The organism is Acidovorax sp. LjRoot74, from assembly GCF_964254355.1.
Taxonomy (GTDB): domain Bacteria; phylum Pseudomonadota; class Gammaproteobacteria; order Burkholderiales; family Burkholderiaceae_C; genus Acidovorax.
This window is the reverse complement of record NZ_CAXUTI020000001.1, coordinates 965,491-988,198: the sequence shown is the minus strand read 5'-3', so window position 1 is coordinate 988,198 and position 22,708 is coordinate 965,491. Positions and strand designations below refer to the sequence as shown.

Here is a 22,708-nt window from a genome sequence, read left to right as displayed (position 1 = left end):
AAGAAAAAGGGCGGGACCATCTGTTCAGATGGACCCGCCCTTTTTGGGGTTGTTATTGGCGGTAGGTTCCGCGTGACCCGGTCAAAAAGACGTCATGGGGCCACGGTTTGACGAAGATCAATCAGCGCAGGCCGGCGATGTAATCCGAGACGGCCTTGATTTCCTTGTCGTTGAGCTTGGCAGCCACCTGGGTCATCTGCAGGCTGTTGGCGCGCGAACCGTCGCGGAACATGTTCAGCTGGGCAGTGGTGTAGTCGGCGTGCTGACCCGCCAGACGGGGGTACTGGGCGGGGATGCCTGCGCCATTGGGGCTGTGGCAGCCCGCACAGGCGGCGATGTTGCGGTCGGCAATGCCGCCACGGTAGATGCGCTCGCCCAGGGCGACCAGGTCCTTGTCCTTGGCGAAACCTGCCTTGGCGGGCTTGGAGGCCAGCCAGTAGGAAATGTTGCGCATGTCGTCGTCCGACAGGGCGGACGCGAAACCCTTCATCACGGCGTTGTTGCGCTTGCCCGACTTGAATTCCTGCAATTGCTTGACCAGATATTCAGGGTGTTGCTGCGACAGCTTGGGGTTGGCCGCGATGGCCGAATTGCCGTCGGCGCTGTGGCAGGCCGCACACACGGCGGTGAAGCTGGCCTCGCCTTTGACGAGATCCGGCTTGGCCGCCTTGGGGGCGTCGCCCGCCGCGTAGGCCGAGAAAACAGGTGCTGCCAGTGTGGCAGCCGTCAGCAGGGAGGCGAGCAACTTCATATCGAGGGTGTATGTTTATGTGCGCAAAACCGCGCGATTCTACAATGAGGCTTCCTCGCATCCCAATTTCTCATGACGACTTCTCCTACCGCGCCAGTTGCTGGCTCCCTTCCGCCCGCACCCGACGCCAAGATCGCCATGGGCTGGATGCACACGGCCAGGTTCCTGACCACGGCCGCGCAGCTGCACCATCTGCCCCCCATTGATGTGCCCGAAATCGCGTTTGTGGGCCGCTCCAACGCCGGTAAATCCACCTGCATCAACACGCTGACGCAGCAAAAGCAGCTCGCGTTTGCGTCCAAAAAACCCGGCCGCACGCAGCACATCAACCTGTTTTCGCTGGGCAAGCAGGGCGTGACGGACGCCGTGCTGGCCGACCTGCCCGGTTATGGCTATGCCGCAGTGTCGCGCTCGGACAAGGTGCGCTGGCAGCAGGTGATGGTGAACTACCTCGTCAGCCGCACCAGCCTCACCGGCATCGTGCTGCTGTGCGACCCCCGCCTGGGCCTGACCGAACTGGACGAAGCCCTGCTGGAAGTGGTACGCCCCCGCGTTGAAGAGGGCCTGAAGTTCCTGGTCGTGCTGACCAAGGCCGACAAGCTCACGCGCGCCGAGCAAGCCAAGGTGCTGTCGATTACGCGACTGCACGCGGGCGGCGGCGAGGTGAAGATGTTCTCGGCCCTCAAGAAGCAAGGGGTGGACGAAGTGGCCCAGCTGCTGTGGCAGTGGGCCCACCCGGTGCGCCCTGCGGCAGAACCCGAGGCGGCCGACAGCGCGCAGCCTTCTGCAACAGGCCCTGCCCCTGAGGATTCAGACAAAAACAGCCCCTAGCGCGCGACCATCATGCGCTAGAAGCTATTCAATTAGTAGCAAAAGCGCCATGATCCAACAACACCCCGTCGCCCTCCCCCATGGCATCACCCTGCACTGCCGCGTGAGTGGCGTGGCGGGGCGCCCGGTGCTGCTGTTCCTGCACGGGTTTCCCGAGGGGGCCTTCATCTGGGACGAGCTGATGCTGCACTTCTCCCGTCCCGAAAACGGCGGCTACCGCTGCGTAGCGCCCTACCTGCGCGGGTTTGGCCCATCGAGCAGCCCGGCCGAGGTGGAGGCCTACCGCGCCAAACACCTGGTGCAGGACCTGGTGGCGCTGATCGCCCACGAATGTCCTGGCGGCGCACTGGAATGCCTGGTGGCCCACGACTGGGGCGGCGCCGTGGCCTGGAACCTGGCAAATCAGCAGCCGCAGCTGATGAAGCGCCTGGCGATCATCAACTCCCCCCACCCCGGCGCCTTTGTGCGCGAGCTGTCGCACAACGCCGCACAGCAGGCGGGCAGCCAGTACATGCACTTCCTGTGCCGCCCGGACGCCGAAGAGCTGCTGGCAGACAACGATTTCCGCCGCCTGTTCGGCTTTTTTGACGACCCGCACGGCCGTGCACCGGCCTGGCTCACCGACAGCGTGCGTGCCCAGTACCGCGCGCTGTGGCAACAGGGCCTGAAGGGCGCTTGCAACTACTACCGCGCCAGCCCCATCCGCCCGCCACGCGATGGTGACCCCGGCGCGCAGGCCATCACCTTGCCCGAATCGATGCTGACGGTGGACTTGCCCACCCTGGTGCTGTGGGGCATGGACGACCCGGCCCTGCTGCCCGGCCTGCTCGACGGGCTGCCGGGCTGGGTGCCCCGGCTGCAACTGCAGCAGGTGGAAGCCGCTTCGCACTGGATCGTGCACGAACACCCGGAGCGCGTGGCCCAGGAGTTGCAGCGCTTCTTTTATCAAAAATCATAGCTACAAAGGCATACTGGGAGCGCGGAGTCGGCCATTTTTGCCAAAATTCATGAAGTCCATCAGCGGACCCAAACTACGCTGCCCGGGCGGAGCCCCACCGCCAAAGATCAGTACACCGAATCCTCGCCCTCAGGCCGGGTCTTGAAGCGCTTGTGCACCCAGTAGTACTGCTCGGGCATGGTGTCGATCACGGCCTGCAGCTCTCGGTTCATGCGCACGGTGTCGGCCTCGGCGTCGTCGGTGGGGTAGTGGGCCCACGCGGGCGAGACCTCGGCCACATAGCCCGTGGGTGTCATGCGCGAGTACACACCCACCACCTTGGCCCGCCCCAGCCGCGCAAAACGCGACAGCGACGGGATGGTGGCCGCCGTCACGCCATAGAACGGCACAAACAGCGAATCGTTGCGGCCATAGTCCATGTCGGGCAGCAAATACAACAATCCGCCCTTGCGCAGGCTGGAGATGATGGGCTTGACGCCATCAGCCCGGTTGAGCATGCGCACATCGCCAAAACGCTGGCGCCCGGCCATGAACCAGGCATCCACCGCCGGGTCGGGGTGGGTGGCAAAAATCGACGTGAAGGCGCGCTGGGTGTTCAGCGGCAGCGCCAGGCCGCCTGCGTCCATGCCGTAGAAATGCGGTGCGAACAGGATGGTGGGCGTGTCGCCCTCCAGCTCATGAACCGCCCCGGTCAGGCGCACGCGCTGCTCGACCACCGCGCGCGGTGCGGCCCACAGCCAGCTGCGGTCCAGCCAGGTCTGGCAAAACACCACAAAGTTGGCCCGCGCCACGGCCCGGCGGCGCGCCTCGGTCCAGTCGGGGAAACACAACGCCAGATTGCGCAGCGCCACCTTGCGCCGCCGCACCACCAGCACATAGGCCACCTGCCCCAGCACCCAGCCCATGCCGCGCAGCACGGGCAAAGGCAGCAGCGCCAGCACGCTCATGAACCACACACCCAGGCGGCCGGTCATGCGGCACCTCCTGCAGCAGGCTCGGCGGGCGCGGCGTCGCCGCGTGGCTGCTTGTAGCGGCCGTAGCCCCACAGGTACTGCTCGGGGCACTGGCGGACGAGGTGTTCCATAGCCTGGTTGATCTGCAGCAAGGCCTGGTCCATGTCTGCCGACAGCGGCGCGGGCAAAGGCTCGAAATGCGTGACATAGCCCCGCCCCCAGGACAGGCGCTCGCAGCGCACCAGCACCACGGCGGCGCCGGTCTGCTGCGCCAGGCGCGCGGCCAGGGTCATGGTGTAGGCATCGCGGCCAAAAAACGGCGCCCACTGGCCCTGGCCTTCGGGCGGCACCTGATCGGGCAGCAAGCCCACAGCCTCGCCCCGGCGCAGCGCCTTGATCATCTGGCGCACCCCCGCCAGCGTGGTGGGCACAGCCAGCATGCCGGGGCGGTTGCGCGCGGTCTCCATCACCTTGGCCAGCCAGGCCTGGCGCGCCGGGCGGTACAGCACCGTGATCGGGCCCCGTTCGCCGCTCCAGCGCCGCGCCACCGCCTGCGCCGACAGCTCAAAACACCCCTGGTGCGGGGTCAAAAGAACGATGCCACGACCGGCGGCATAGGCCTGCTCCACACAGGCTTCGCCTTCGATGCGGCAGGGCAGCGGCGCCCCCAGCCACAGGCGCGGCAGCTCGGCCACCATGCGGCCTGCATGGGCCACGGCGGCACGCACCGCACCGAACGAATAGCCCGCCAGTGCCGAATTGGCAAGGAAGCGGCGCCGGTAGGTGGGCGACGCGCAAAACGCCATCCAGCCCATGGCCGCGCCCATGACATGCAGCAACCACAGTGGAAATACGGAAAAGAATCGAAAGACGACTGGCATTAAAATAAAGAGGTCGCTGAGTTAAATGAGCAACTTGCAGGGCGACGTTAAAAAAATCTGCTAAAGCGTTCGCCAGATCTCCTTCGGGGTGAGGGCAACGCCCCAAATGCCGGAACACAGGAGTTTATTCAAATGGCGAACGACTTTCTCTTTACCTCGGAATCCGTCTCCGAAGGCCACCCCGACAAGGTGGCCGACCAGATCTCGGATGCGATTCTCGATGCGATCTTCAAACAGGACCCCCGCAGCCGCGTCGCCGCTGAAACGCTGACCAACACCGGCCTCGTGGTGCTGGCAGGCGAAATCACCACCAACGCCCACGTGGACTACATCCAGGTGGCGCGCGACACCATCAAGCGCATCGGCTACGACAACACCGACTACGGCATTGACTACAAGGGCTGCGCCGTGCTCGTGGCCTACGACAAGCAGAGCAACGACATCGCCCAGGGCGTGGACCACGCGAGCGACGACCACCTGAACACTGGCGCCGGTGACCAGGGCCTGATGTTCGGCTACGCCTGCGACGAAACGCCCGAGCTGATGCCCGCGCCCATCTACTACGCGCACCGCCTCGTCGAGCGCCAGGCCCAGCTGCGCAAGGACGGCCGCCTGCCCTTCCTGCGCCCTGATGCCAAGTCGCAAGTGACGATGCGCTACGTGGACGGCAAGCCCCACAGCATCGACACCGTGGTGCTCTCCACCCAGCACCACCCCGACCAGAGCGAAACGCAAACCAAGATGAAGGCCTCGTTCACCGAAGCCATCATCGAAGAGATCATCAAGCCCGTGCTGCCCAAGGAGTGGATCCAGGACACGCGCTACCTGATCAACCCCACCGGCCGTTTTGTCATCGGCGGCCCGCAAGGCGACTGCGGGCTGACCGGCCGCAAGATCATCGTAGACACCTACGGCGGCGCCTGCCCCCACGGCGGCGGCGCGTTCAGCGGCAAGGACCCAACGAAGGTGGACCGCTCGGCCGCCTACGCTGCCCGCTACGTGGCCAAGAACATCGTGGCCGCCGGTCTGGCCCGCCAGTGCCAGATCCAGGTGGCCTACGCGATTGGTGTGGCCGAGCCGATGAACATCACGGTCTACACCGAAGGCACGGGCGTGATCCCCGACGACCAGATCGCCAAGCTGGTCCGCGCGCACTTCGACCTGCGCCCCAAGGGCATCATCCAGATGCTGGACCTGCTGCGCCCGATCTACGAGAAGACGGCCGCCTACGGCCACTTCGGCCGCGAAGAACCCGAGTTCAGCTGGGAGAAGACCGATAAAGCTGCTGCGCTGCGCGCGGCAGCCGGGCTGTAAAGCCCGCCGCGCGAATAGCGCGGCATCGGTCTTCGGGCGCAGTTCATATCGCGCCAGCGATGTGAACGGAGACCAAGGTACGGACAAGGCTGCCGCACTGCGTGCGGCAGCAGGGCTGTAAGCCCTCCGCGCGGCACGCGCGGCTTTCCGTACGTGGACGAAGCTCATATCGCGCAGCGATGTGAGCGCAGGCCAAAAGACTGATAAAGCTGCTGCGCTGCGCGCGGCAGCCGGGCTGTAAGCCCGCCGCGCACTAGCGCGGTTTTCGGTCTTCGAGCGCAGTTCATATCGCGCCAGCGATGTGAACGAAGACCAAGGTACGGACAAGGCTCATATCGTACAAGCGATGTGAACGGAGACCCAAAAGACCGCCAAAGCCGCCCCACCTCCCAAGCCGCAACGCCCCGCGTTGCGGCTTTTCTTTTGGCGCTTCACCCCAACCCGCCAGCGGCCCTCTCCTACACCCGCCACCCGCCTGCACTGACGGCGCACCCCACCGCCCACCGGTATCGTTCCTGCACACCCTCCGCAGCCCCGCGCTGCGTCAACATCCACTGCAAGGAGCGACCACCATGCTGAAGTACGCCCTCATTTTTGCCCTCATCTCCCTCGTAGCCGGTGCCCTGGGTTTCACCGGTGTGGCCGCAGGCGCGGCGGGCATCGCCAAGGTGCTGTTTGTGCTGTTCCTGGTGATTGCCGTGGTGTTTGTGGTGCTGGCCGCCATCGGCGTGGGCGCCGCACGCAAGGTCCTCAAGTAAGGCCACACGCCTTCGCAACCAACATCCGATACACACCCCACCATGACCGACACCACCAACATCTTTGAAGCCCTGCGCGAAAGCCACGAGCGCCAGCGCGCGCTGTACAGCGCACTCACCAACACCAGTGGCGACACGCCCGAGCGGCGCGATCTGTTCGATCAGCTCAAGAAGGAACTCTCCGCACACGCCCAAGCGGAGGACCGCCACTTCTACATCCCGCTGATGGCGCACGACGCAGGCATTGATCTGTCGCGCCACGCCATTTCCGAGCACCACCAGATCGATGAGCTGGTGGAGTCGTTGGAAGAAACCGAGCCTTCAAGCCCTGCATGGCTGCCCCTGGCCAAGAAGCTCGCCGAGAAGGTAGAGCACCACCTCAAGGAAGAGGAACACCGCTTCTTCCAGATGGCGGGCAAGCTGCTGACAGAAAAGCAGAAGACCGCGCTGGCTGCTGACTACCGGGCGGACTACGAAGAGGCCCTGGCCACCACGGCCTGAAGCCCCGCACCCACGAATCAGGCTGCGTCTTCGGCCTGGACCACGCAGTTGCGCCCGCTGGACTTGGCCTTGTACAGCGCCGTGTCCGCGCGCTTGATGAGCGCATGGCTGTCTTCCTTGTGGTCCCAGGTGGCCACGCCGAAGCTGGCGCTCACATGGCCCACCGCGTCGAACGGCACACCCGCAATGCGCGCGCGCACCGCCTCGGCCATGGCCATGGCGGCATCCACCGGGGTTTCCTTGAGCAGGATGATGAATTCCTCGCCCCCGAAGCGCGCGGCGCAGTCGGATGAGCGCAGCAGCTCGCGCACGCGCAGCGCCGTGTTCTTCAGCACCACATCGCCCGAGTCGTGGCCGAAGGTGTCGTTGATGCGCTTGAAGAAGTCGATGTCGAACATCACCACCGACAACTGGCTCTTCTTGACCCGGGTCTCGGCCATGTCACCCTCCAGCCGCTCGAAGAAACGGCGGCGGTTGACCAGGTCGGTGAGGAAGTCCTTGGTCGCCAGGTCTTCCAGCTTGGCATTGAGCCGCGCCATGGGCTCAATCACCAGCGACGACAACGAAAGGTTGAGCACCACAAACAGCAGCGCAAAGCTGACCACCAGCGCCGCCATCACGGTGTTGAAGGTCTGGCGCGCCTTCTCCAGCGGGAAGTACATGGGCACCTTCACCACCTGGATGCCCACGGTCTCGTTCATGCCCCAGCCAAAGCCGTTCTTGTCGCCATAGACCTTGAGCATGGTGGGCGGCGCCACGGCCGGTGTGCTGTGGCAGGCCATGCACTGGGCCTGCTTGATGGTGATGGGCCGGGCCACATACATGGCGCGGTGCATGCCCTCGCCCACCTCGCCCGTCACCTCTTTCTTGAGGTCTGCCCGGCCTTCGCGGAAGTCGCTGATAAGGCGCTCCTCCCACTCGTTGGCCCGGTCGCGCAGGTTGGTGGGGTTGAGCACCGCCTCCTTGTATTCATAGCCCGGAAAGCGGCCTTGCAGGCGACGCAGCGTCTCGGTGGCGGCGTAGGCGGGCACGGTCTGCGGCAGGAATTTCTCGGCCAGCGTCACGTCCAGGTGCGGCTTGACCAGCTCGGTGGTGTAGTCGCGGATGGCCATGGCGGCGTGCATCATGATCTGCGAGTTGTGCTGCACCTCTTCGATGGCCGACTGCTGCAGGAAGCGGTGCACATAGGCGCCCGCGCCCAGCACCGCCAGCAGCAGCACGCCCGCCAGCACCAGGTTGAATTTGAGCCGCAAAGACATGGATCTCCCTCAGGGACCAGCACCGGGCTGGCGGTTCATTGGCGGTGGCACTGGGGCCGAAGAGTCCGGCCGCGCGCAACCATTGTTCGTGGGACACAAAGTTTGCGTTTGTGCCAGATTTGCGCGCGGCGGTCCAATGTTTTGTGCGCCCACCGGGGCAAGGCTACAGGCCCCGGGCACTCAACGACAGCTGGCGACGGTAAGCGGGGCGCACCCGGTACAACTGTGCGGGGCGGTGTGCGCCGCCGGTCTGCAACGCACCGGGCACGGGCTCCAGCATAGCCAGCTCGTCCACCTTGCGGCGAAAGCTCACCTTGTTGACCGGCTCGCCCAGCACCACTTCGTACACCGCCTGCAGCTGCGGCAGCGTGAAGGGCTCAGAGCACAGGTGCACAGGCAGCGACGAATACTGGCTTTTGCTGCGCACGCGCAACACGGCCGTGTCGATGATCTGGCGGTGGTCGAAGGGCAGCGGCGGCAGTGCATCCACCGCCACCAGCTCCACCCGCCCCCCGGCCTGTGCCAGCACGGTGGCGGGCACCAGGGCGCAATAGGCCACGGCCACCGACCAGCCGCGCGGGTCGCGCACTGCGCCGGTAAAAGTGGCGAGTTGCTCCAGGTAAGGGCTTTCGAGCCCAGCCTTGTCCCGCAGCACCCGCGCGGCGCTGGCCTGGGCATCCACATCGTCCTGCGCATGGATGTAGCCGCCGGGCAGCGCCAGGGCCTGGGCAAAAGGCTCGCGCTCGCGGCGCACCAGGGCCACCTTCAGCGTGGCTTGTTCCAGGGTCAGCAGCACCACGTCCACGGTGCAGATCACGGCGGGAATGCTGTCGGTTGTCATGCTGCGTGGTAGTTCATTGCAAAGTTGAACGAACAAGGCTACCACCAAGCCGCACATCGGGAAAGCACTGCAATCCCGCTATGCCCCGCGCATTGGAAACATCGGCTTGCAAATTACTTAGTTGCAAATTTGAATTAACAAAACTACACTGCAGCCACAGCGAAGGAGAAAGACCATGGCCACGCGTACCACCCAGCTTCTGGTGATCGACCCCCAAAACGATTTCTGCGACCTGCCCGCCAGCCACTGTCCCGCAGGCCGCGCGCCCAGCCTGCCTGTGGCGGGTGCCCATGCCGACATGCTGCGCCTGGCGGACTTCATCCGGGCACAGGGCGGCCAGATCGACGCCATCACCGTCACGCTCGATTCGCACCAGCGCTTTGACATCGCCCACCCTGGCTTCTGGCGCACCGGCGCAGAGGCCGAGGTGGCGCCCTTCACCCCCATCACCGCCGCCCAGGTCCGCGCAGGCGACTTCACGCCGCGCGATGCGGCCGCCCTGCCGCGCACGCTGGCCTACCTGGACGCACTCGAAGCCCAGGGCCGCTACACGCTCATGGTCTGGCCTGTGCACTGCGAGATCGGCAGCTGGGGCCACGGCATCCACGCCGATGTGCTGGCCGCCTGTGGCGACTGGCAACTGCAGCGCCAGCGCGCGGTGCGCAACGTGTTCAAGGGCACCAACCCCTGGACCGAGCACTACAGCGCCATCGAGGCCGAGGTGCCCGATGCGGACGACGCCAGCACCGCGCTCAACACCGCCCTGCTGCTGTCGCTGGGCCAGGCCGATCAGCTGCTGGTTGCGGGCGAGGCCAGCAGCCACTGCGTGCGCTCGACCACCGAGCACATCGTTCAGCACCTGCCCCGCCTGGTGCCCGGCTGGCAGGCCAGCCGCATCGTGCTACTGACCGACGCCATGAGCCCCGTGGGTGGCTTTGAGGCGCAGCACCAGGCGTTTCTGGAGGCCATGCGCGCCGCAGGCGTACAGCTGAAAACCATGAATGAAATTGGCCTCTAGCGCCTGACCATCTTCCCCTGATAGCTATTAATTCAGAAGCAAACCATGTCTCCCATCATCACCAGTCTGCTCGACAACGACCTCTACAAGTTCACCATGTGGCAGGCGCTGCTGCACCGGCACCCACAGACGCAGAGCGAATACCGCTTTGTCTGCCGCAACCAGCCCATCTACCCGCTGGCCGAGCTGTTGCCCTAAGTGAATGCCGCACTGGACCACCTGTGCTCGCTGCGCTTCAGTGCCGACGAGCTGGCCTACCTGGGCAGCCTGCGCTTTATCAAGAGCGACTTCATCGACTTTTTGCGCATCTTCCAGTTCCAGCGCAGCTTCATCGAGGCGCGCGCCGAGGGCGACCAGCTGCACATCGTGGCGCAGGGGCCGCAGGTGCATGTGATGGGCTTCGAGATCTTTGTGCTGGCCATCGTGAACGAGCTGTACTTCCGCCGCTTCGATGCCACCGCCGCCCTGGCCAGCGGCCGCGAGCGGCTGGCAGTCAAGGTGCAGCAGCTGCAGGACCTGGCGCAACAGGCCACGCTGCGCCACCCCTTCGAGCTGTTCGACTTTGGCCTGCGCCGCCGCTACAGCGGTGCTTGGCAGCGCGAGGTAGTCAAGACCTTTGCAGAACAGGCGCCACAGTGGTTCAAGGGCACCAGCAACGTGCTGCTGGCGCGCGACCTGGGCCTGGTGCCTATCGGCACCATGGCGCACGAATACCTGCAAAGCTACCAGGCGCTGGGCGTGCGCCTGCGCGATTTTCAAAAGGCGGCGCTCGAAGACTGGGTGCAAGAGTACCGGGGTGACCTGGGCATTGCGCTGACAGACACCGTGGGCATGGACACCTTCCTCGCCGACTTCGACCTGTACTTCGCCAAGCTGTTCGACGGCCTACGGCACGACTCGGGCGACCCGGTGGCCTGGGGCGAGAAGGCGCTGGCCCACTACGCCAAGCTGCGCATCGACGCGCACACCAAGCGGCTGGTGTTCTCGGACGGCCTCACGCTCACCAAGGCACTGGCGCTGTACCGGCATTTCGGCGACCGCACGCAGCTGGGCTTTGGCATTGGCACCCACCTCACCAACGACATGGGGGATGCGCCCGAGATGCGCCCCCTGAACATCGTGATGAAACTCACCCGCGCCAATGGCCAAGCGGTGGCGAAGCTGTCGGACACGCCGGGCAAGACGCTGTGCGACGATGAAACCTACCTCGCGTACTTGCGCCAAGTCTTCAACGTGAAGGACTGACACCATGCTTCGCATCACCATCGCCCAGCTCGACCTCACCGTCGGCGACATCGAGGGCAACGTGGCCCGCATGGTGGCTGCCGCCCAGCAGGCCGCCAGCGAGCGGTCCAACCTCATCGTGTTCAGCGAACTCGCGCTGTGCGGCTACTACCCCGGCGACATGCTGGACGAACCGCCCTTCCTGCAACGTGTGCAGGACGGCCTGGCGGCACTGCTGAAGGCATCGGCCGACCTGCCCGCGCTGCACTGGGTGGTGGGCGCGCCCACGCCCGCCACAGGACCGGGCAAACGCCTGCACAACAGCCTGCTGGTGCTGCAAGGCGGCGCCGTGCGCCTGCAGTACGCCAAGCAGTTGCTGCCCACTTACAACATCTTTGACGAGCGCCGCCACTTTGAGCCCGGCCCGGACGTGGCCAAGGTGCTGCGCATTAGCGGCACGCAGGTGGGCCTGCTGGTGTGCGAGGACGGCTGGAACGACCATGGCACCGACTACGCCACCAACCCCTTCGAGCGCCTACGCGACGCTGCGCCCGACCTGGTCATCAGCATCAACGCCAGCCCCAGCCACGTGGGCAAACGCGAGCAGCGGCACCAGATCTTCGGAGGCTCGTCGCGCCGCCACGGCCTGCCTATCCTGTACGTGAACCAAGTCGGCGGGCACGACTAGGTGGTGTACGACGGCGCATCGTTCGCGGCCGAGCCCGAGGCAGGCATCGTGTTCGAGGCGCCACGTTTTGTGGAGGACCTGCGCACGCTGAGGTTTGACAACGGCCACTTCCTCACGGCCGACGGCCAGGCGCCAGAGCGTGTGCCCGCCGAAGGCCTGCCCACCATGGAGTTCTACCGCCAGCAGATCCTGCTGGGCCTCAAGGACTACGCGCGGCGCTGCGGTTTCAGCCAGGTGGTGGTGGGCAGCTCGGGTGGCATCGACAGCGCACTCACGCTGGCACTGGCTGCGCAGGCACTCGGACCCGAGAACGTGGCGGGCGTGACCATGCCCTCGCGCTACTCCAGCAGCGGCTCGGTCGATGACTCGGTGGCGCTGTGCCAGAACCTGGGCGTGCAGCTGCACACCCACCCGATTGCCGACCTGGTGGCGGGCTACGCGCAGCAGTTCGAGGGCAGCTTCGGCCAGCCGCTGCAGGGCCTGCCGCTCGAAAACCTGCAGGCCCGCATCCGAGGCACGGTGCTGATGGAATACTCCAACGCCTTCGGCCACCTGCTGCTGACCACGGGCAACAAGAGCGAAATCTCGGTGGGCTACTGCACGCTGTATGGCGACACCAACGGCGGGCTGGGGCTGATTGGCGACCTGTACAAGACCGAGGTGTTTGCGCTCTCGCGCCATGTCAACGAACAAGCGGGGCGCGAGCTGATCCCGCAGGCCATCATCGACAAGGAGCCGTCGGCCGAACTGGCCCCGGACCAGCGCGACGTGGACAGCCTGCCGCCCTACCCCGTGCTGGACGAAGTGCTCAAGCTGCTCATCGAAGGCGAGCGCCTGTCGCCCCCCGAACTGGCCGCCGCACAGGGGTTCGTGGCGCAACTGCAGACCGACGACGCAGGCCGCGCCCTGGTGCACCGCGTGCGCATGATGGTGGCGCGCAACGAGTACAAACGCCGCCAGGCCCCGCCCATCCTGCGCGTACGGCCCCGGGCATTTGGCAGCGGGCGCCAAATGCCCATTGCTGCGCGGTATGTGTGAGCTGTTCCCCTTCGGTAGAATTACTATAAAAACAATAGCTACTTGGGCATGATGGACGAGCGCAAGGGGCCAAAAAACCTCAAAATTTCGGAGACCCATGTACGACACCGCCCTCCTCATCGGCCGCTTTGAACCCGTGCACAGCGGCCACCTCGCCCTGCTGCACGAGGCCCTGCGCATGGCGCCCCAGGTCATCGTGGTGGTGGGCTCGGCTTGGCAGGCCCGCTCGCCCAAGAACCCCTTCACCTGGCAAGAGCGCGAGGCCATGCTGCGCGATGCGCTGCCCCTGGCCGACCGCAGCCGCGTGCGCGTGCTGCCCGTGCGCGACTACTACAACGAAGCCGTGTGGGTGCAGGCCGTGCGCCAGGGCGTGGCACAGCACACGCAACACGGTGCCCACATTGCGCTGGTGGGCCATTTCAAGGACGCGACCAGCAGCTACCTGCGCGCCTTCCCCAGCTGGGCGCTGATTGACCTGCCGCGCCAGGGCAGCATGGACGCCACCACCATCCGCGACGCCTACTTTGGCGCCACGGCCACCACCGTGGACCAAGCCCTGGCGCCGCTGGCCGCGCAGATTCCGGCCAGCACGCTCGCCCAGCTGCAGGCCTTTGCGCACACCCCGCACTACGCGGCGCTGCAGGAGGAATGGCGCATGCTGCGCGGCTACCGCCAGGCTTGGTCTGCCGCGCCCTACCCACCCGTGTTCGTGACGGTGGACGCCGTGCTGCGCTGCCAGGACCAGGTGCTGCTGATCCGCCGTGCGCACGCGCCCGGCAAGGGCCAGCTGGCCGTGCCCGGCGGCTTCATCGAACAGCGCGAAACCGTGTGGCAGTCCTGCCTGCGCGAGCTGGTGGAAGAAACCCACTGCCACCTGCCCGAGGCCCACATGCGCGCCGCGCTGCAGTCGGTGGCCGTGTTCGACCACCCTGACCGCAGCCAGCGCGGGCGCACCATCACACATGCGCATTACTTCGACCTGGGCGATGCGCCGTTCCCGGTGGTGCAGGCCGATGACGATGCGATGCTGGTGCAGTGGACCCGCATCGATCAGCTCGCCGGGATGGAAGAAGAGTTCTTTGAAGACCACTTCCACATGCTGGACCACTTCCTGACGATCACCGGGGCGCCGCTGCGGGGCTGACAGTCCGCCCCGCGAACCCGCCGATCAACGCGGCAGCGGGTGCTTGCGCAGCCAGTCTGTGAGGGCCTGCACCGGCATGGGCCGCGCATACAGGTAGCCCTGGTACTGCGCAATGCCACGCCCTGCCACCCAGTCCAGCTGCTCCTGCGTCTCCACGCCTTCGGCCACGGCGGTGAGTTTCATGAGTGTGGAGAGCGACACAATCAGATCGGCCAGCGAGCGGTTGGCGTCCGTGTCCTGGATGAAGGTCTTGTCGATCTTGAGCGTGTGGATGGGAAAACGCTGCAGATAGACCAGGTTGGAATAGCCCGTGCCAAAGTCGTCCAGCGCAATCGTCAGGCCCAGCACCGAGAGCTCGCGCAGCACGCTCAACACATGCTCATCTTCGCCCAGCAGCATGGATTCGGTGATCTCCAGCTCCATGCGCGCAGGGTTCACCCCGGCTTCGCGCAGCACACCGGTGATGTCGTGCAGCAGGTCGGGCGCGGCAAACTGGCGCGGCGACAGGTTGACGGACACCACCAGGTCCCAGCCCTGCGCGGCCCACGCCACCTGCTGGCGCGCGGCCTGGGCCAGCACCCACAGCCCCAGTGCACCGATGAGGCCCATGCTTTCGCAGGCCGGGATGAAATGTGCGGGCGACACCAGGCCCAGGCGCGGGTGGTTCCAGCGCACCAGCGCCTCCACCGCGCGGATGCGGTTGGTGGCCACATCGACCCGGGGCTGGAAGTACACCTCGAACTCCTCCCGCTCCAGCGCGTGGCGCAGCTCTTTCTCCAACTCGGTGCGGCTGCGCACCGTCTCGGCCATGTGCCCGTCGAAATAGGCCAGCGTATTGCGCCCGCGCTGTTTGGCCGCGTACATCGCCAGGTCGGCGTTGCGCAGCAGGATCTCGATGCTCTCGCCATCCTGCGGATACAGCGCCACGCCGATGCTGGAGGTCACGCGCAGCTGCGTGCCGGCCACCAGCAGCGGCGCAGCCAGCGCCACAGAGATGCGTTCGTGCAGCGCATCCAGGTCCTCGCGGATGCGCGGCGAGGTCAGCAGCACCAGGAACTCGTCGCCTCCCCAGCGGGCCAGCACCTCGGTGCCATGGCGCGTGTGGTGCAGGCGCTGCGACAAGGCCACCAGCAGCTCGTCGCCCGCCGCGTGGCCCAGGGTGTCGTTCACATCCTTGAAATGGTCCAGGTCGATGAGCAGCAGCGCGGCCTCCAGCGACTGCGCGCGGGCTTCGTCGATGGCGCGCGCAAACCGCTGGGTGAAGTGGGCCCGGTTGGGCAGGCCGGTGAGCACGTCGTGCAGCGACTGGAAGTTGGCGCGCTCCTCGGTGTGCTTGATGGCGCTGATGTCGGCCTCGCTCACCAGCACGGCCTCCTGGCCGGTGATGGCGTCGTTGCAGCGCCGTGCCGACAGCTCGTGCCAGCGGTCGCCCTGCGGCGTGCGCACCGCCAGCGTGAGCGTGCCCACGCCGTGCTGGTCCAGGCTGCGCGACAGCGCGGCAAAGGCCGCCGGGTTGCCGATGCGCTCCTGCAGCCGCTCGCCCGGGCTGAGCACGGCAGCCCGCGCGGCCGGGTTGCGGTACAGCGCCGCGCCGCCCTGGTCATACAGGGTGATCATCACCGCCGTGTGCAGCAGGGCCTCCACCGAGCGCAGCGACTCGGGCGGCACCGCGCCCACGGGCTCGGCCTCGCACAGCATGCTCGTGCGACCATCGGGCAGCCGGTGGCCACTGAAGCGCACATTGAGCGACACCGGCACGCCACCGGGGTAGATGGTCCACTGCTCGTTGAAGCTGGCGTCGGCCCGCAGCACAAAGTCGCTCTGGTACTGCGCCAGCCGCCGTGCCACCGACTCGGACATGTCGTGCCCCATGTCACGCCCACACAGTTCGGCCAGTGTGGCGGCGTTCCATACCGCCAATGCGGGGCTGTTGGCCCAGTGGACACACCGGCCGTCGATGTCGAACACCCAGACGGGGGGCGCCAGCCATTCCAGCGCCGCGTAGCGCGCTGCGCGCGCGGCCAGCTCGCTGGCGGGGGGCAGGCGGTCCGCCGGCAGGCGGGCTGCCGGGGTGGGTGCCGACACGGTCATGCCAACCCGCAGCCCGGCGCCAGGCCCAGGGCCTGCGCACACAAGAGGGTCAGCGACAAACGGGCGGACATGGGCGGTCAGAAGGTGGGAGAAAAACGCAAGGGAGGTTTGCGCCAGAAGCAATTATCAATTGCATCTTCGCACACTCCCATGGCTTGTCCAGTCCACTTTGGCAGGGGCTGCGCCCGTCGCCTGCCCTGCCCGCCTCCGGGGTCAGGCCACGCGGAATTGCCCCACGGTCTGCGACAACGCCACGGCTTGCTGGCTCAGCGACTGGGCAGCTGCCAGGGCTTCCTCCACCAGCGCCGCGTTCTGTTGCGTGCTCTGGTCCATCTGCGAGATGGCCTGGTTGACCTGGGCAATGCCCGCGCTTTGTTCGCCGCTGGCGGCGCTGATCTCGGCGACCATGGTGGTCACGCTTTTCACGCCCGCCACCACCTCGCCCATGGTGGCGCCGGCCTGCTCCACCAACTGGGTGCCCACACCCACCTTGGCCACGGAGTCATCGATCAGGCCCTTGATCTCCTTGGCTGCGGCCGCGCTGCGCTGGGCCAGGCTGCGCACCTCGCTGGCCACCACGGCAAAACCCCGGCCCTGCTCACCGGCGCGGGCCGCTTCCACCGCAGCGTTGAGCGCAAGGATGTTGGTCTGGAACGCAATACCGTCGATCACGCTGATGATGTCCACGATCTTGCGCGAGGACTGGTCGATGGAGCCCATGGTGCCGACCACCTGCTGCACCACGTCGCCGCCGCGCACGGCCATGTCGGATGCCGAGCGGGCCAGCTCATCGGCCCGTTTGGCGTTGGCCGCGTTCTGCTGCACGGTGGAGGTGAGCTGCTCCATCGAGGCCGCTGTCTCCTGCAGCGCGCTGGCCTGCGACTCGGTGCGGGCTGACAGGTCGCCATTGCCTGCGGCAATTTCGGAGGACGCGGTGTTGATGGAGTCGGTGCTGTCGCGCACCTGCTTCACCAGGTGCGAGAGGTTGTCGCGCATGGCGCGGATGGCATGCAGGATGCTGGTGGTGTCGCCGGGCAGCGTCTGCACGTCCACGGCGAGGTTGCCTTCGGCGATCTGGGTGACCACCTCGGCCGCGTACTGCGGCTCGCCGCCAAGCTGGTGCACCAGCGTGCGCAGCATCTGCCAGGCCATCAGCGCCACGATGAGCATCAGCACCGCGCCGATGGACAGCAGGATGGCCGTGTTGCGCCAGAAGGCGTTTTCGATGTCGTCCACATAGTCGCCAAAGCCGATGATCCAGTCCCAGGGCTCGAACTTGATGATGGCGTAGAGCTTGTCCACCGGCTCCTTGGCACCGGGGCGCGTGCCGGGCGCCGTCACGGTGCCCACGGTTACGCCCTGCAGCGCGGCGCGGTAGCGCACGCCCGCCTCCTTGCCGCCTTTTTCATCGACGATGCCGATGCGCTTGGGGTTGGGGTGCACGTAGTTCACATCGTTCGTGAAGCCCCGGACAAAGAAGTATTTGTCCTTGTCCACAAAACTGCCGATGGTCTGGGTGGCTTCCTTGATGGCGTCTTCGCGCGAGAGCGCACCGCTCTTCTCTTTTTCGTGCGACTTCTGGGCGGCCGCATGGGCCAGCACCACCAGGTTGGACAGCTGCGCCGTGCGCTCTTTCATCATCGACTGGTAGAGCGTGGTCAGCGCCATGGCCGACAGCACGACCAGGCCCAGGAGCGTGGCGGCACACAGCCACAGGATGCGGGTTTTGAGCTTCATGGACCTGTCCTCTTCTCGGAATACGAAATTGAAAGTAACCAGAAGATACAACGTGGCCCATATCCTGTGGGCGTGGTGGCCTAAAACCTGGGGCGCGGAGCCCCGTCTGGCCGCGCCAGATCAGGTCCCGGCCCGCTCCAGCATGGCATGCAGCAACACATTGCACCCCGCCTCGATGTGCTCGGGTTTCGCATCCTCGATCTCGTTGTGGCTGATGCCGTCCTTGCAGGGGATGAAGATCATGCCGCTGGGCGCGAGCTTGGCCATGTAGACAGCATCGTGCCCCGCACCCGAGACGGCGGGCATGTGGCTGTAGCCCAGCTTGGCGGCGGCGCGGCCCACGGCCTCCACGCACTCGGGCTGGAACAGCTGTGCGGGGTAGCTGGACACCATCTCGATGTGCACCTGCACACCGTGTTCTTGGGCCACCTGATCGGCAAAGGCCTTGACCTCGGCAGCCATGGCGTCCACCAGTGCATCGGTGCTGTTGCGCAGGTCGATGCTGAACTTGACCCGGCCCGGAATCACGTTGCGGCTGTTGGGGAAGACCTGCACCATGCCCACGGTGCCACGCCCGTGGGGCGGGTGACGGTGGGCTGCCGCCACCACGTCCTGCATGATGCGCGTGGCGGCCAGCATCGCGTCCTTGCGCAGGGCCATGGGCGTGGGGCCGGCGTGGGCTTCCATGCCGGTCACCGTGCAGTCAAACCAGCGGATGCCCAGCACGCCGCTGACCACACCGATGGTTTTGTCGTTGTCTTCCAGCACCGGGCCTTGCTCGATGTGGGTCTCGAAGTACGCGCCAATGGGGTGGTCGCCGGGCTCCTGGTCGCCGATGTAGCCGATGCGCTCCAGCTCGCCCTTCACCGTCTTGCCTTCGGTGTCGGTGGCGGCATAGGCGTGCTCCAACGTGAAGGCTTTGGCGAACACGCCCGATCCCATCATCACGGGCACAAAGCGCGATCCTTCTTCGTTGGTCCAGAAAGCCACCTCGATGGGTGCTTCGGTTTCGATGCCATGGTCATTCAGCGTGCGGACCACCTCGATGCCCGCGAGCACACCGTAGTTGCCGTCGAACTTGCCGCCCGTGGGCTGGGTGTCGATGTGGCTGCCGGTCATGATGGGCGGCAGGCTGTTGTTGCGGCCGGGGCGGCGCATGAAGCCGTTGCCGATCTTGTCGATGGTCACCGTCATGCCCGCCTCGCGTGCCCAGCGGGTGACGAGGTCGCGGCCCTGCTTGTCCAGGTCAGTGAGGGTCAAGCGGCACACGCCGCCCTTGGGCGTGGCGCCGATCTGCGCCAGCTCCATGAGCGAATCCCACAGGCGCTCGCCGTTGATGCGCAGGTTGTCGATGTTGGGTTTGACTTGGGTGTCCATGGGGTTCTCCGGGGATGTCTGGGATGCCAATGCATTCACCACCCGTTCGGGCTGAGCCTGTCGAGGCCAGGGCGGTGACGGCCTTCGACAGGCTCAGGCTGAACGGGCTGGGGGGAGTTGTGCGCCGTTGAAACGGAACTCGTCGTTAGTTGCGCGCCACCGCCGTAGGGGCCAGGTCCTGCGCGCGCTTTTGCACGGCCTGAAAGTTGGCGCCAAACGCCGGGCGCTTGATGTAGCGGCCCTTGCCCTGCTCGGCGCGCAGGTCGCCGTTGGCAAACACCACGCGGCCCTGGCTCACGGTGTGGCTGGGGATGCCGCGCACGGTGCGGCCTTCAAAGATGTTGAAGTCGCCCTTGCTGAACTGGGTCTTGGCCGAGAAGGTCTTGGTCCCCTCAGGGTCCCACAGCACCAGGTCGGCGTCGGCACCTTCGCCGATGTAGCCCTTCTTCGGGTAGATGTTGAACAGCTTGGCCGCGTTGGCCGAGGTGATGGCAACGAACTCGCTGGGCGTGAGGCGCCCGGTGTTCACGCCGCCATCCCACAGCGCGGCCATGCGCTCTTCCACGCCGCCCGTGCCGTTGGGAATCTTGGCGAAGTTCTCCTTGCCCATGGCCTTTTGCGCGGCGCAGAAGGTGCAGTGGTCCGTCGCGGTGGTGTGCAGCTGGCCCGACTGCAGGCCGCGCCACAACGCCTCCTGGTGGCCCTTGGGGCGGAAGGGTGGGCTCATCACGTAGGCGGCGGCCTTGGCAAAGTCGGGGTCGCGGTACACGCTGTCGTCCACCAGCAGGTGGCCCGCCAGCACCTCGCCGTACACGCGCTGGCCGCGTGCGCGGGCACGGGCAATGGCGTCGGCCGATTCCATGCAGCTCACATGCACCACGTAGATGGGCACGCCCAGCACGTCGGCAATGGCGATGGCGCGGTTGGCGGCCTCGGCCTCGACCATGGGCGGGCGCGACAGCGGGTGACCCTCGGGGCCGGTGATGCCCATCTTGGCGACCTCTTGCTGCAGCAGGTAGACCAGCTCGCCGTTTTCGGCATGCACCGTGGGCATGGCGCCCAGCTCCAGCGCGCGCTTGAAGCTGTTCACCAGGGTTTCGTCGTCGCACATGATGGCGTTCTTGTAGGCCATGAAGTGCTTGAAGCTGTTCACGCCTTCTTGCTGCACCAGCGTGCCCATGTCGGCGCGCACCTGCTCGCTCCACCAGGTGACAGCGACGTGGAAGGAATAGTCAGCCGCTGACTTCTCCGCCCAGCCGCGCCACTTGCGGTAGGCGTCCATCAGCGGCTCTTGCGGGTCGGGGATCACGAAGTCGATGATGCTCGTGGTGCCGCCCGCCAGCGCGGCCGCCGTGCCGGTGAAGAAGTCGTCCATGGTGACGGTGCCCATGAACGGCAATTGCATGTGCGTGTGCGGGTCGATGCCGCCGGGCAGCACGTACTGGCCGCTGGCATCCAGCATCTGCGCACCCGCAGGGGCCTGGGCCGCAGCGTCCTCCCCCACGGCCACGATGCGGCCATCGACGCACAACACATCGGCGCGCTGTTCACGGTCGGCGTTGACCACGGTGCCACCGCGGATCACCAGAGCTTGGGTAGTAGCTTGGCTCATGGGGGTCTCCTTCAGGGATAAGGTTCAGATCAAAAAAGGCCCTGCGCTGGCACCAGGCCCAGGCAGGGCCAAGGGGTTACTTCTTCTTGGCAGTCAGGTAGTAGTAGGTGCCGGCCACTGCCAGGCTGAAGAACCAGCCAAAGTCGAACAAGGACAGCAACAGGCCGGAAACAGCCGCTTTATCGATCACACCGGACACGGCCAGGTAACCGGGCAGGCAGGGCAGCACGCCCAGCGCAAAGGCAATCAGCGCCTGCAGGTTCCAGCCGTTGCTGTACTCGTATTCACCGCCACGGCGGTACAGGTCGTCCACCTTCAGCTCGCTCTTGCGCACCAGGTAGTAGTCCACCAGCAGGATGCCCGCAATGGCGCCCAGCAACGTGCCATAGCCGCCCAGCCAGGTGAACAAATAGCCGCCCGACGTTGCCAGCAGCTTCCAGGGCATGAACACCAGGCCAATCAGCGCAGCGATCAGGCCACCCATGCGGAAGCTGATCTTGGACGGCGCGCACTGGCTGAAGTCATACGACGGAGACACCAGATTGGCGGCCACGTTGGTCGTGAGGTTGGCCAGCAAGATCACCAGCAGACCCAGGCCTGCGGCCACGCTGCCCATTTGCGTGAGCAGGCCATCGGGGAACAGTTGCGCCTTGCCGTACAGGATGGCCGATGCCGAGAAGCCAATCACACCCACCATGGAGAACAGCGCCATGGGAATCGGCAGGCCAATCGCCTGGCCCATGACCTGGTCCTTCTGCGTCTTGGCGAACCGTGTGAAGTCCGGAATGTTGAGCGCCAGCGTGGCCCAGAAGCCGACCAGGCCGGTCAATGCCGCCCAGGTCTTGGGGCCACCTTCGACCACCTTGGCAGGCAGGTTGAAGAGTTGACCCGAGGGCACCTTCATCATCAGCACCACCACCAGCACGATGGACGCAATGATCATCAGAGGCGCGGCAATCACTTCGAGCTTGCGGATGGATTCAGGCCCCTTCCAGATGAAGTAGATGTGCACTGCCCAGAACGCCAGGAAACACATGAACTGCGAGGTGCTGATGGTCTGCCCCTCGGCCGGGCCCGCGAGCCCCATGCCCAGGATATTCAGGAAGCCATGCAGCGCCAGCGCGCCAAAGTAGCAGTTGATGGAGAACCAGCCACACGCCACCAGGCCGCGCAACACGGCCGGCAGATTGGCGCCTTTCACACCGAACGAAGCGCGCGCCAGCACCGGGAACGGCACACCATATTTGGGCCCCACGCGACCGATCAGCACCATGGGAATGAGCACGATGCAGTTGGCCAGGAACACCAGCCACACCGCCATCTGCCAGGTGAAGCCCTGGTCCAGCATGGAGCTGGCCATGGTGTAGGTGGGCACACACACAACCATGCCCACCCAGAGTGCGGCAAAGTCCTTCCACGTCCAGTGTCGCTGCGCGGCGGTGGTGGGGAGCAGATCTTCATTGGCGAGCGTGTTGGATGCATCGCCGGGCATCAGCCCCGCCACATGGGCCGCGCTGCCGGTACTGTTGGTCATGCCTGTACTCCTGTCAAAGACGTCGTTAGGGTTGCACACAACCCGCTGTCTGGTCTAGCGCCCTCACGCTGGCAGATGGCGGGCAAAGGGAAGCGAGCGATGCTAGAGATCACGCAAGAACTGCACCAGATGCAGTGCAGCATGCGTTGCAAATCGGCACCACAACGGGTGCTGTCACAACGCTTTGCGGGGTCGGTG

Annotated in this window: 17 protein-coding genes and 2 pseudogenes; 9 read left to right on the top strand and 10 right to left on the bottom strand. The window is 65.8% G+C overall.

Annotated elements, in window-relative coordinates; genetic code table 11:
* Positions 1-121: 121 nt before the first annotated feature.
* Positions 122-751 carry a c-type cytochrome gene (locus ACSQ3O_RS04565; RefSeq protein WP_298453686.1) on the bottom strand — a complete coding sequence of 210 codons (630 nt, stop codon included), beginning with the start codon at positions 749-751 and terminating at the stop codon, positions 122-124.
* 72 nt (positions 752-823) lie between these two features.
* On the opposite strand from ACSQ3O_RS04565, the gene yihA reads away from it, so the two are divergent.
* Both yihA and ACSQ3O_RS04555 read left to right on the top strand, forming a co-directional pair.
* The gene (gene yihA, locus ACSQ3O_RS04560; protein ID WP_137746855.1) at positions 824-1,582 is read left to right on the top strand and encodes a ribosome biogenesis GTP-binding protein YihA/YsxC; all 759 of its coding nucleotides are present in this window, start codon (positions 824-826) and stop codon (positions 1,580-1,582) included.
* 49 nt (positions 1,583-1,631) lie between these two features.
* Positions 1,632-2,540: an alpha/beta fold hydrolase gene (locus ACSQ3O_RS04555; RefSeq protein ID WP_436138008.1), complete on the top strand. Its 909-nt coding sequence runs from the start codon at positions 1,632-1,634 to the stop codon at positions 2,538-2,540.
* 107 nt (positions 2,541-2,647) lie between these two features.
* Here ACSQ3O_RS04555 and ACSQ3O_RS04550 read toward each other — a convergent pair whose 3' ends face one another.
* Positions 2,648-3,514 carry a lysophospholipid acyltransferase family protein gene (locus ACSQ3O_RS04550; protein WP_436138007.1) on the bottom strand — a complete coding sequence of 289 codons (867 nt, stop codon included), beginning with the start codon at positions 3,512-3,514 and terminating at the stop codon, positions 2,648-2,650.
* Positions 3,511-4,374, bottom strand: coding sequence for a lysophospholipid acyltransferase family protein (locus tag ACSQ3O_RS04545; protein WP_436138006.1), 864 nt, complete (start codon positions 4,372-4,374; stop codon positions 3,511-3,513). The genes ACSQ3O_RS04550 and ACSQ3O_RS04545 overlap by 4 nt, the downstream gene beginning before the upstream one ends.
* Positions 4,375-4,506: 132 nt before the next feature.
* On the opposite strand from ACSQ3O_RS04545, the gene metK reads away from it, so the two are divergent.
* From metK to ACSQ3O_RS04530, 3 genes are all read left to right on the top strand, one after another.
* Positions 4,507-5,688, top strand: a complete 1,182-nt coding sequence (metK, locus tag ACSQ3O_RS04540) for a methionine adenosyltransferase (RefSeq protein ID WP_015012644.1) — start codon at positions 4,507-4,509, stop codon at positions 5,686-5,688.
* 572 nt (positions 5,689-6,260) lie between these two features.
* A complete protein-coding gene (locus ACSQ3O_RS04535; RefSeq protein ID WP_137746859.1) occupies positions 6,261-6,446 on the top strand; it encodes a DUF1328 domain-containing protein in 186 nt (61 codons plus the stop codon).
* 42 nt (positions 6,447-6,488) lie between these two features.
* Entirely contained in the window at positions 6,489-6,947 is a 459-nt protein-coding gene (locus ACSQ3O_RS04530; RefSeq protein WP_436138005.1) for a hemerythrin domain-containing protein, read from the top strand.
* A gap of 17 nt (positions 6,948-6,964) precedes the next feature.
* On the opposite strand, the gene ACSQ3O_RS04525 is transcribed toward ACSQ3O_RS04530, so the two are convergent.
* Positions 6,965-8,206, bottom strand: coding sequence for a diguanylate cyclase (locus ACSQ3O_RS04525; RefSeq protein WP_436138004.1), 1,242 nt, complete (start codon positions 8,204-8,206; stop codon positions 6,965-6,967).
* Positions 8,207-8,369: 163 nt separating this feature from the next.
* On the bottom strand, positions 8,370-9,047 hold the full coding sequence (locus ACSQ3O_RS04520; RefSeq protein ID WP_436138003.1) for an NUDIX hydrolase: 678 nt from the start codon (positions 9,045-9,047) through the stop codon (positions 8,370-8,372).
* Between the two features lie 175 nt (positions 9,048-9,222).
* Here ACSQ3O_RS04520 and ACSQ3O_RS04515 point away from each other — a divergent pair, with 175 nt between their 5' ends.
* The 4 genes and pseudogenes from ACSQ3O_RS04515 (at position 9,223) to ACSQ3O_RS04500 (ending at position 14,159) form a co-directional block, all read left to right on the top strand.
* A complete protein-coding gene (locus ACSQ3O_RS04515; RefSeq protein ID WP_436138002.1) occupies positions 9,223-10,065 on the top strand; it encodes a cysteine hydrolase in 843 nt (280 codons plus the stop codon).
* 45 nt (positions 10,066-10,110) lie between these two features.
* A pseudogene (gene pncB / locus ACSQ3O_RS04510) lies at positions 10,111-11,310 on the top strand (nicotinate phosphoribosyltransferase).
* 4 nt (positions 11,311-11,314) lie between these two features.
* Positions 11,315-13,015, top strand: a pseudogene (locus tag ACSQ3O_RS04505) (NAD+ synthase).
* Positions 13,016-13,112: 97 nt separating this feature from the next.
* Positions 13,113-14,159, top strand: coding sequence for a bifunctional nicotinamide-nucleotide adenylyltransferase/Nudix hydroxylase (locus ACSQ3O_RS04500; protein ID WP_436138001.1), 1,047 nt, complete (start codon positions 13,113-13,115; stop codon positions 14,157-14,159).
* Between the two features lie 24 nt (positions 14,160-14,183).
* Here ACSQ3O_RS04500 and ACSQ3O_RS04495 read toward each other — a convergent pair whose 3' ends face one another.
* The 5 genes from ACSQ3O_RS04495 to ACSQ3O_RS04475 all read right to left on the bottom strand — a co-directional run bounded on the left by ACSQ3O_RS04495 (position 14,184) and on the right by ACSQ3O_RS04475 (position 22,510).
* The gene (locus ACSQ3O_RS04495) at positions 14,184-16,250 is read right to left on the bottom strand and encodes a putative bifunctional diguanylate cyclase/phosphodiesterase (protein ID WP_436138000.1); all 2,067 of its coding nucleotides are present in this window, start codon (positions 16,248-16,250) and stop codon (positions 14,184-14,186) included.
* A gap of 213 nt (positions 16,251-16,463) precedes the next feature.
* Positions 16,464-17,987, bottom strand: a complete 1,524-nt coding sequence (locus ACSQ3O_RS04490; protein ID WP_436137999.1) for a methyl-accepting chemotaxis protein — start codon at positions 17,985-17,987, stop codon at positions 16,464-16,466.
* Positions 17,988-18,107: 120 nt separating this feature from the next.
* A complete protein-coding gene (locus ACSQ3O_RS04485) occupies positions 18,108-19,364 on the bottom strand; it encodes a Zn-dependent hydrolase (RefSeq protein ID WP_436137998.1) in 1,257 nt (418 codons plus the stop codon).
* A gap of 145 nt (positions 19,365-19,509) precedes the next feature.
* A complete protein-coding gene (gene hydA / locus ACSQ3O_RS04480) occupies positions 19,510-20,976 on the bottom strand; it encodes a dihydropyrimidinase (RefSeq protein WP_436137997.1) in 1,467 nt (488 codons plus the stop codon).
* Between the two features lie 76 nt (positions 20,977-21,052).
* Positions 21,053-22,510: an NCS1 family nucleobase:cation symporter-1 gene (locus ACSQ3O_RS04475; RefSeq protein ID WP_436137996.1), complete on the bottom strand. Its 1,458-nt coding sequence runs from the start codon at positions 22,508-22,510 to the stop codon at positions 21,053-21,055.
* Positions 22,511-22,708 lie beyond the last annotated feature (198 nt).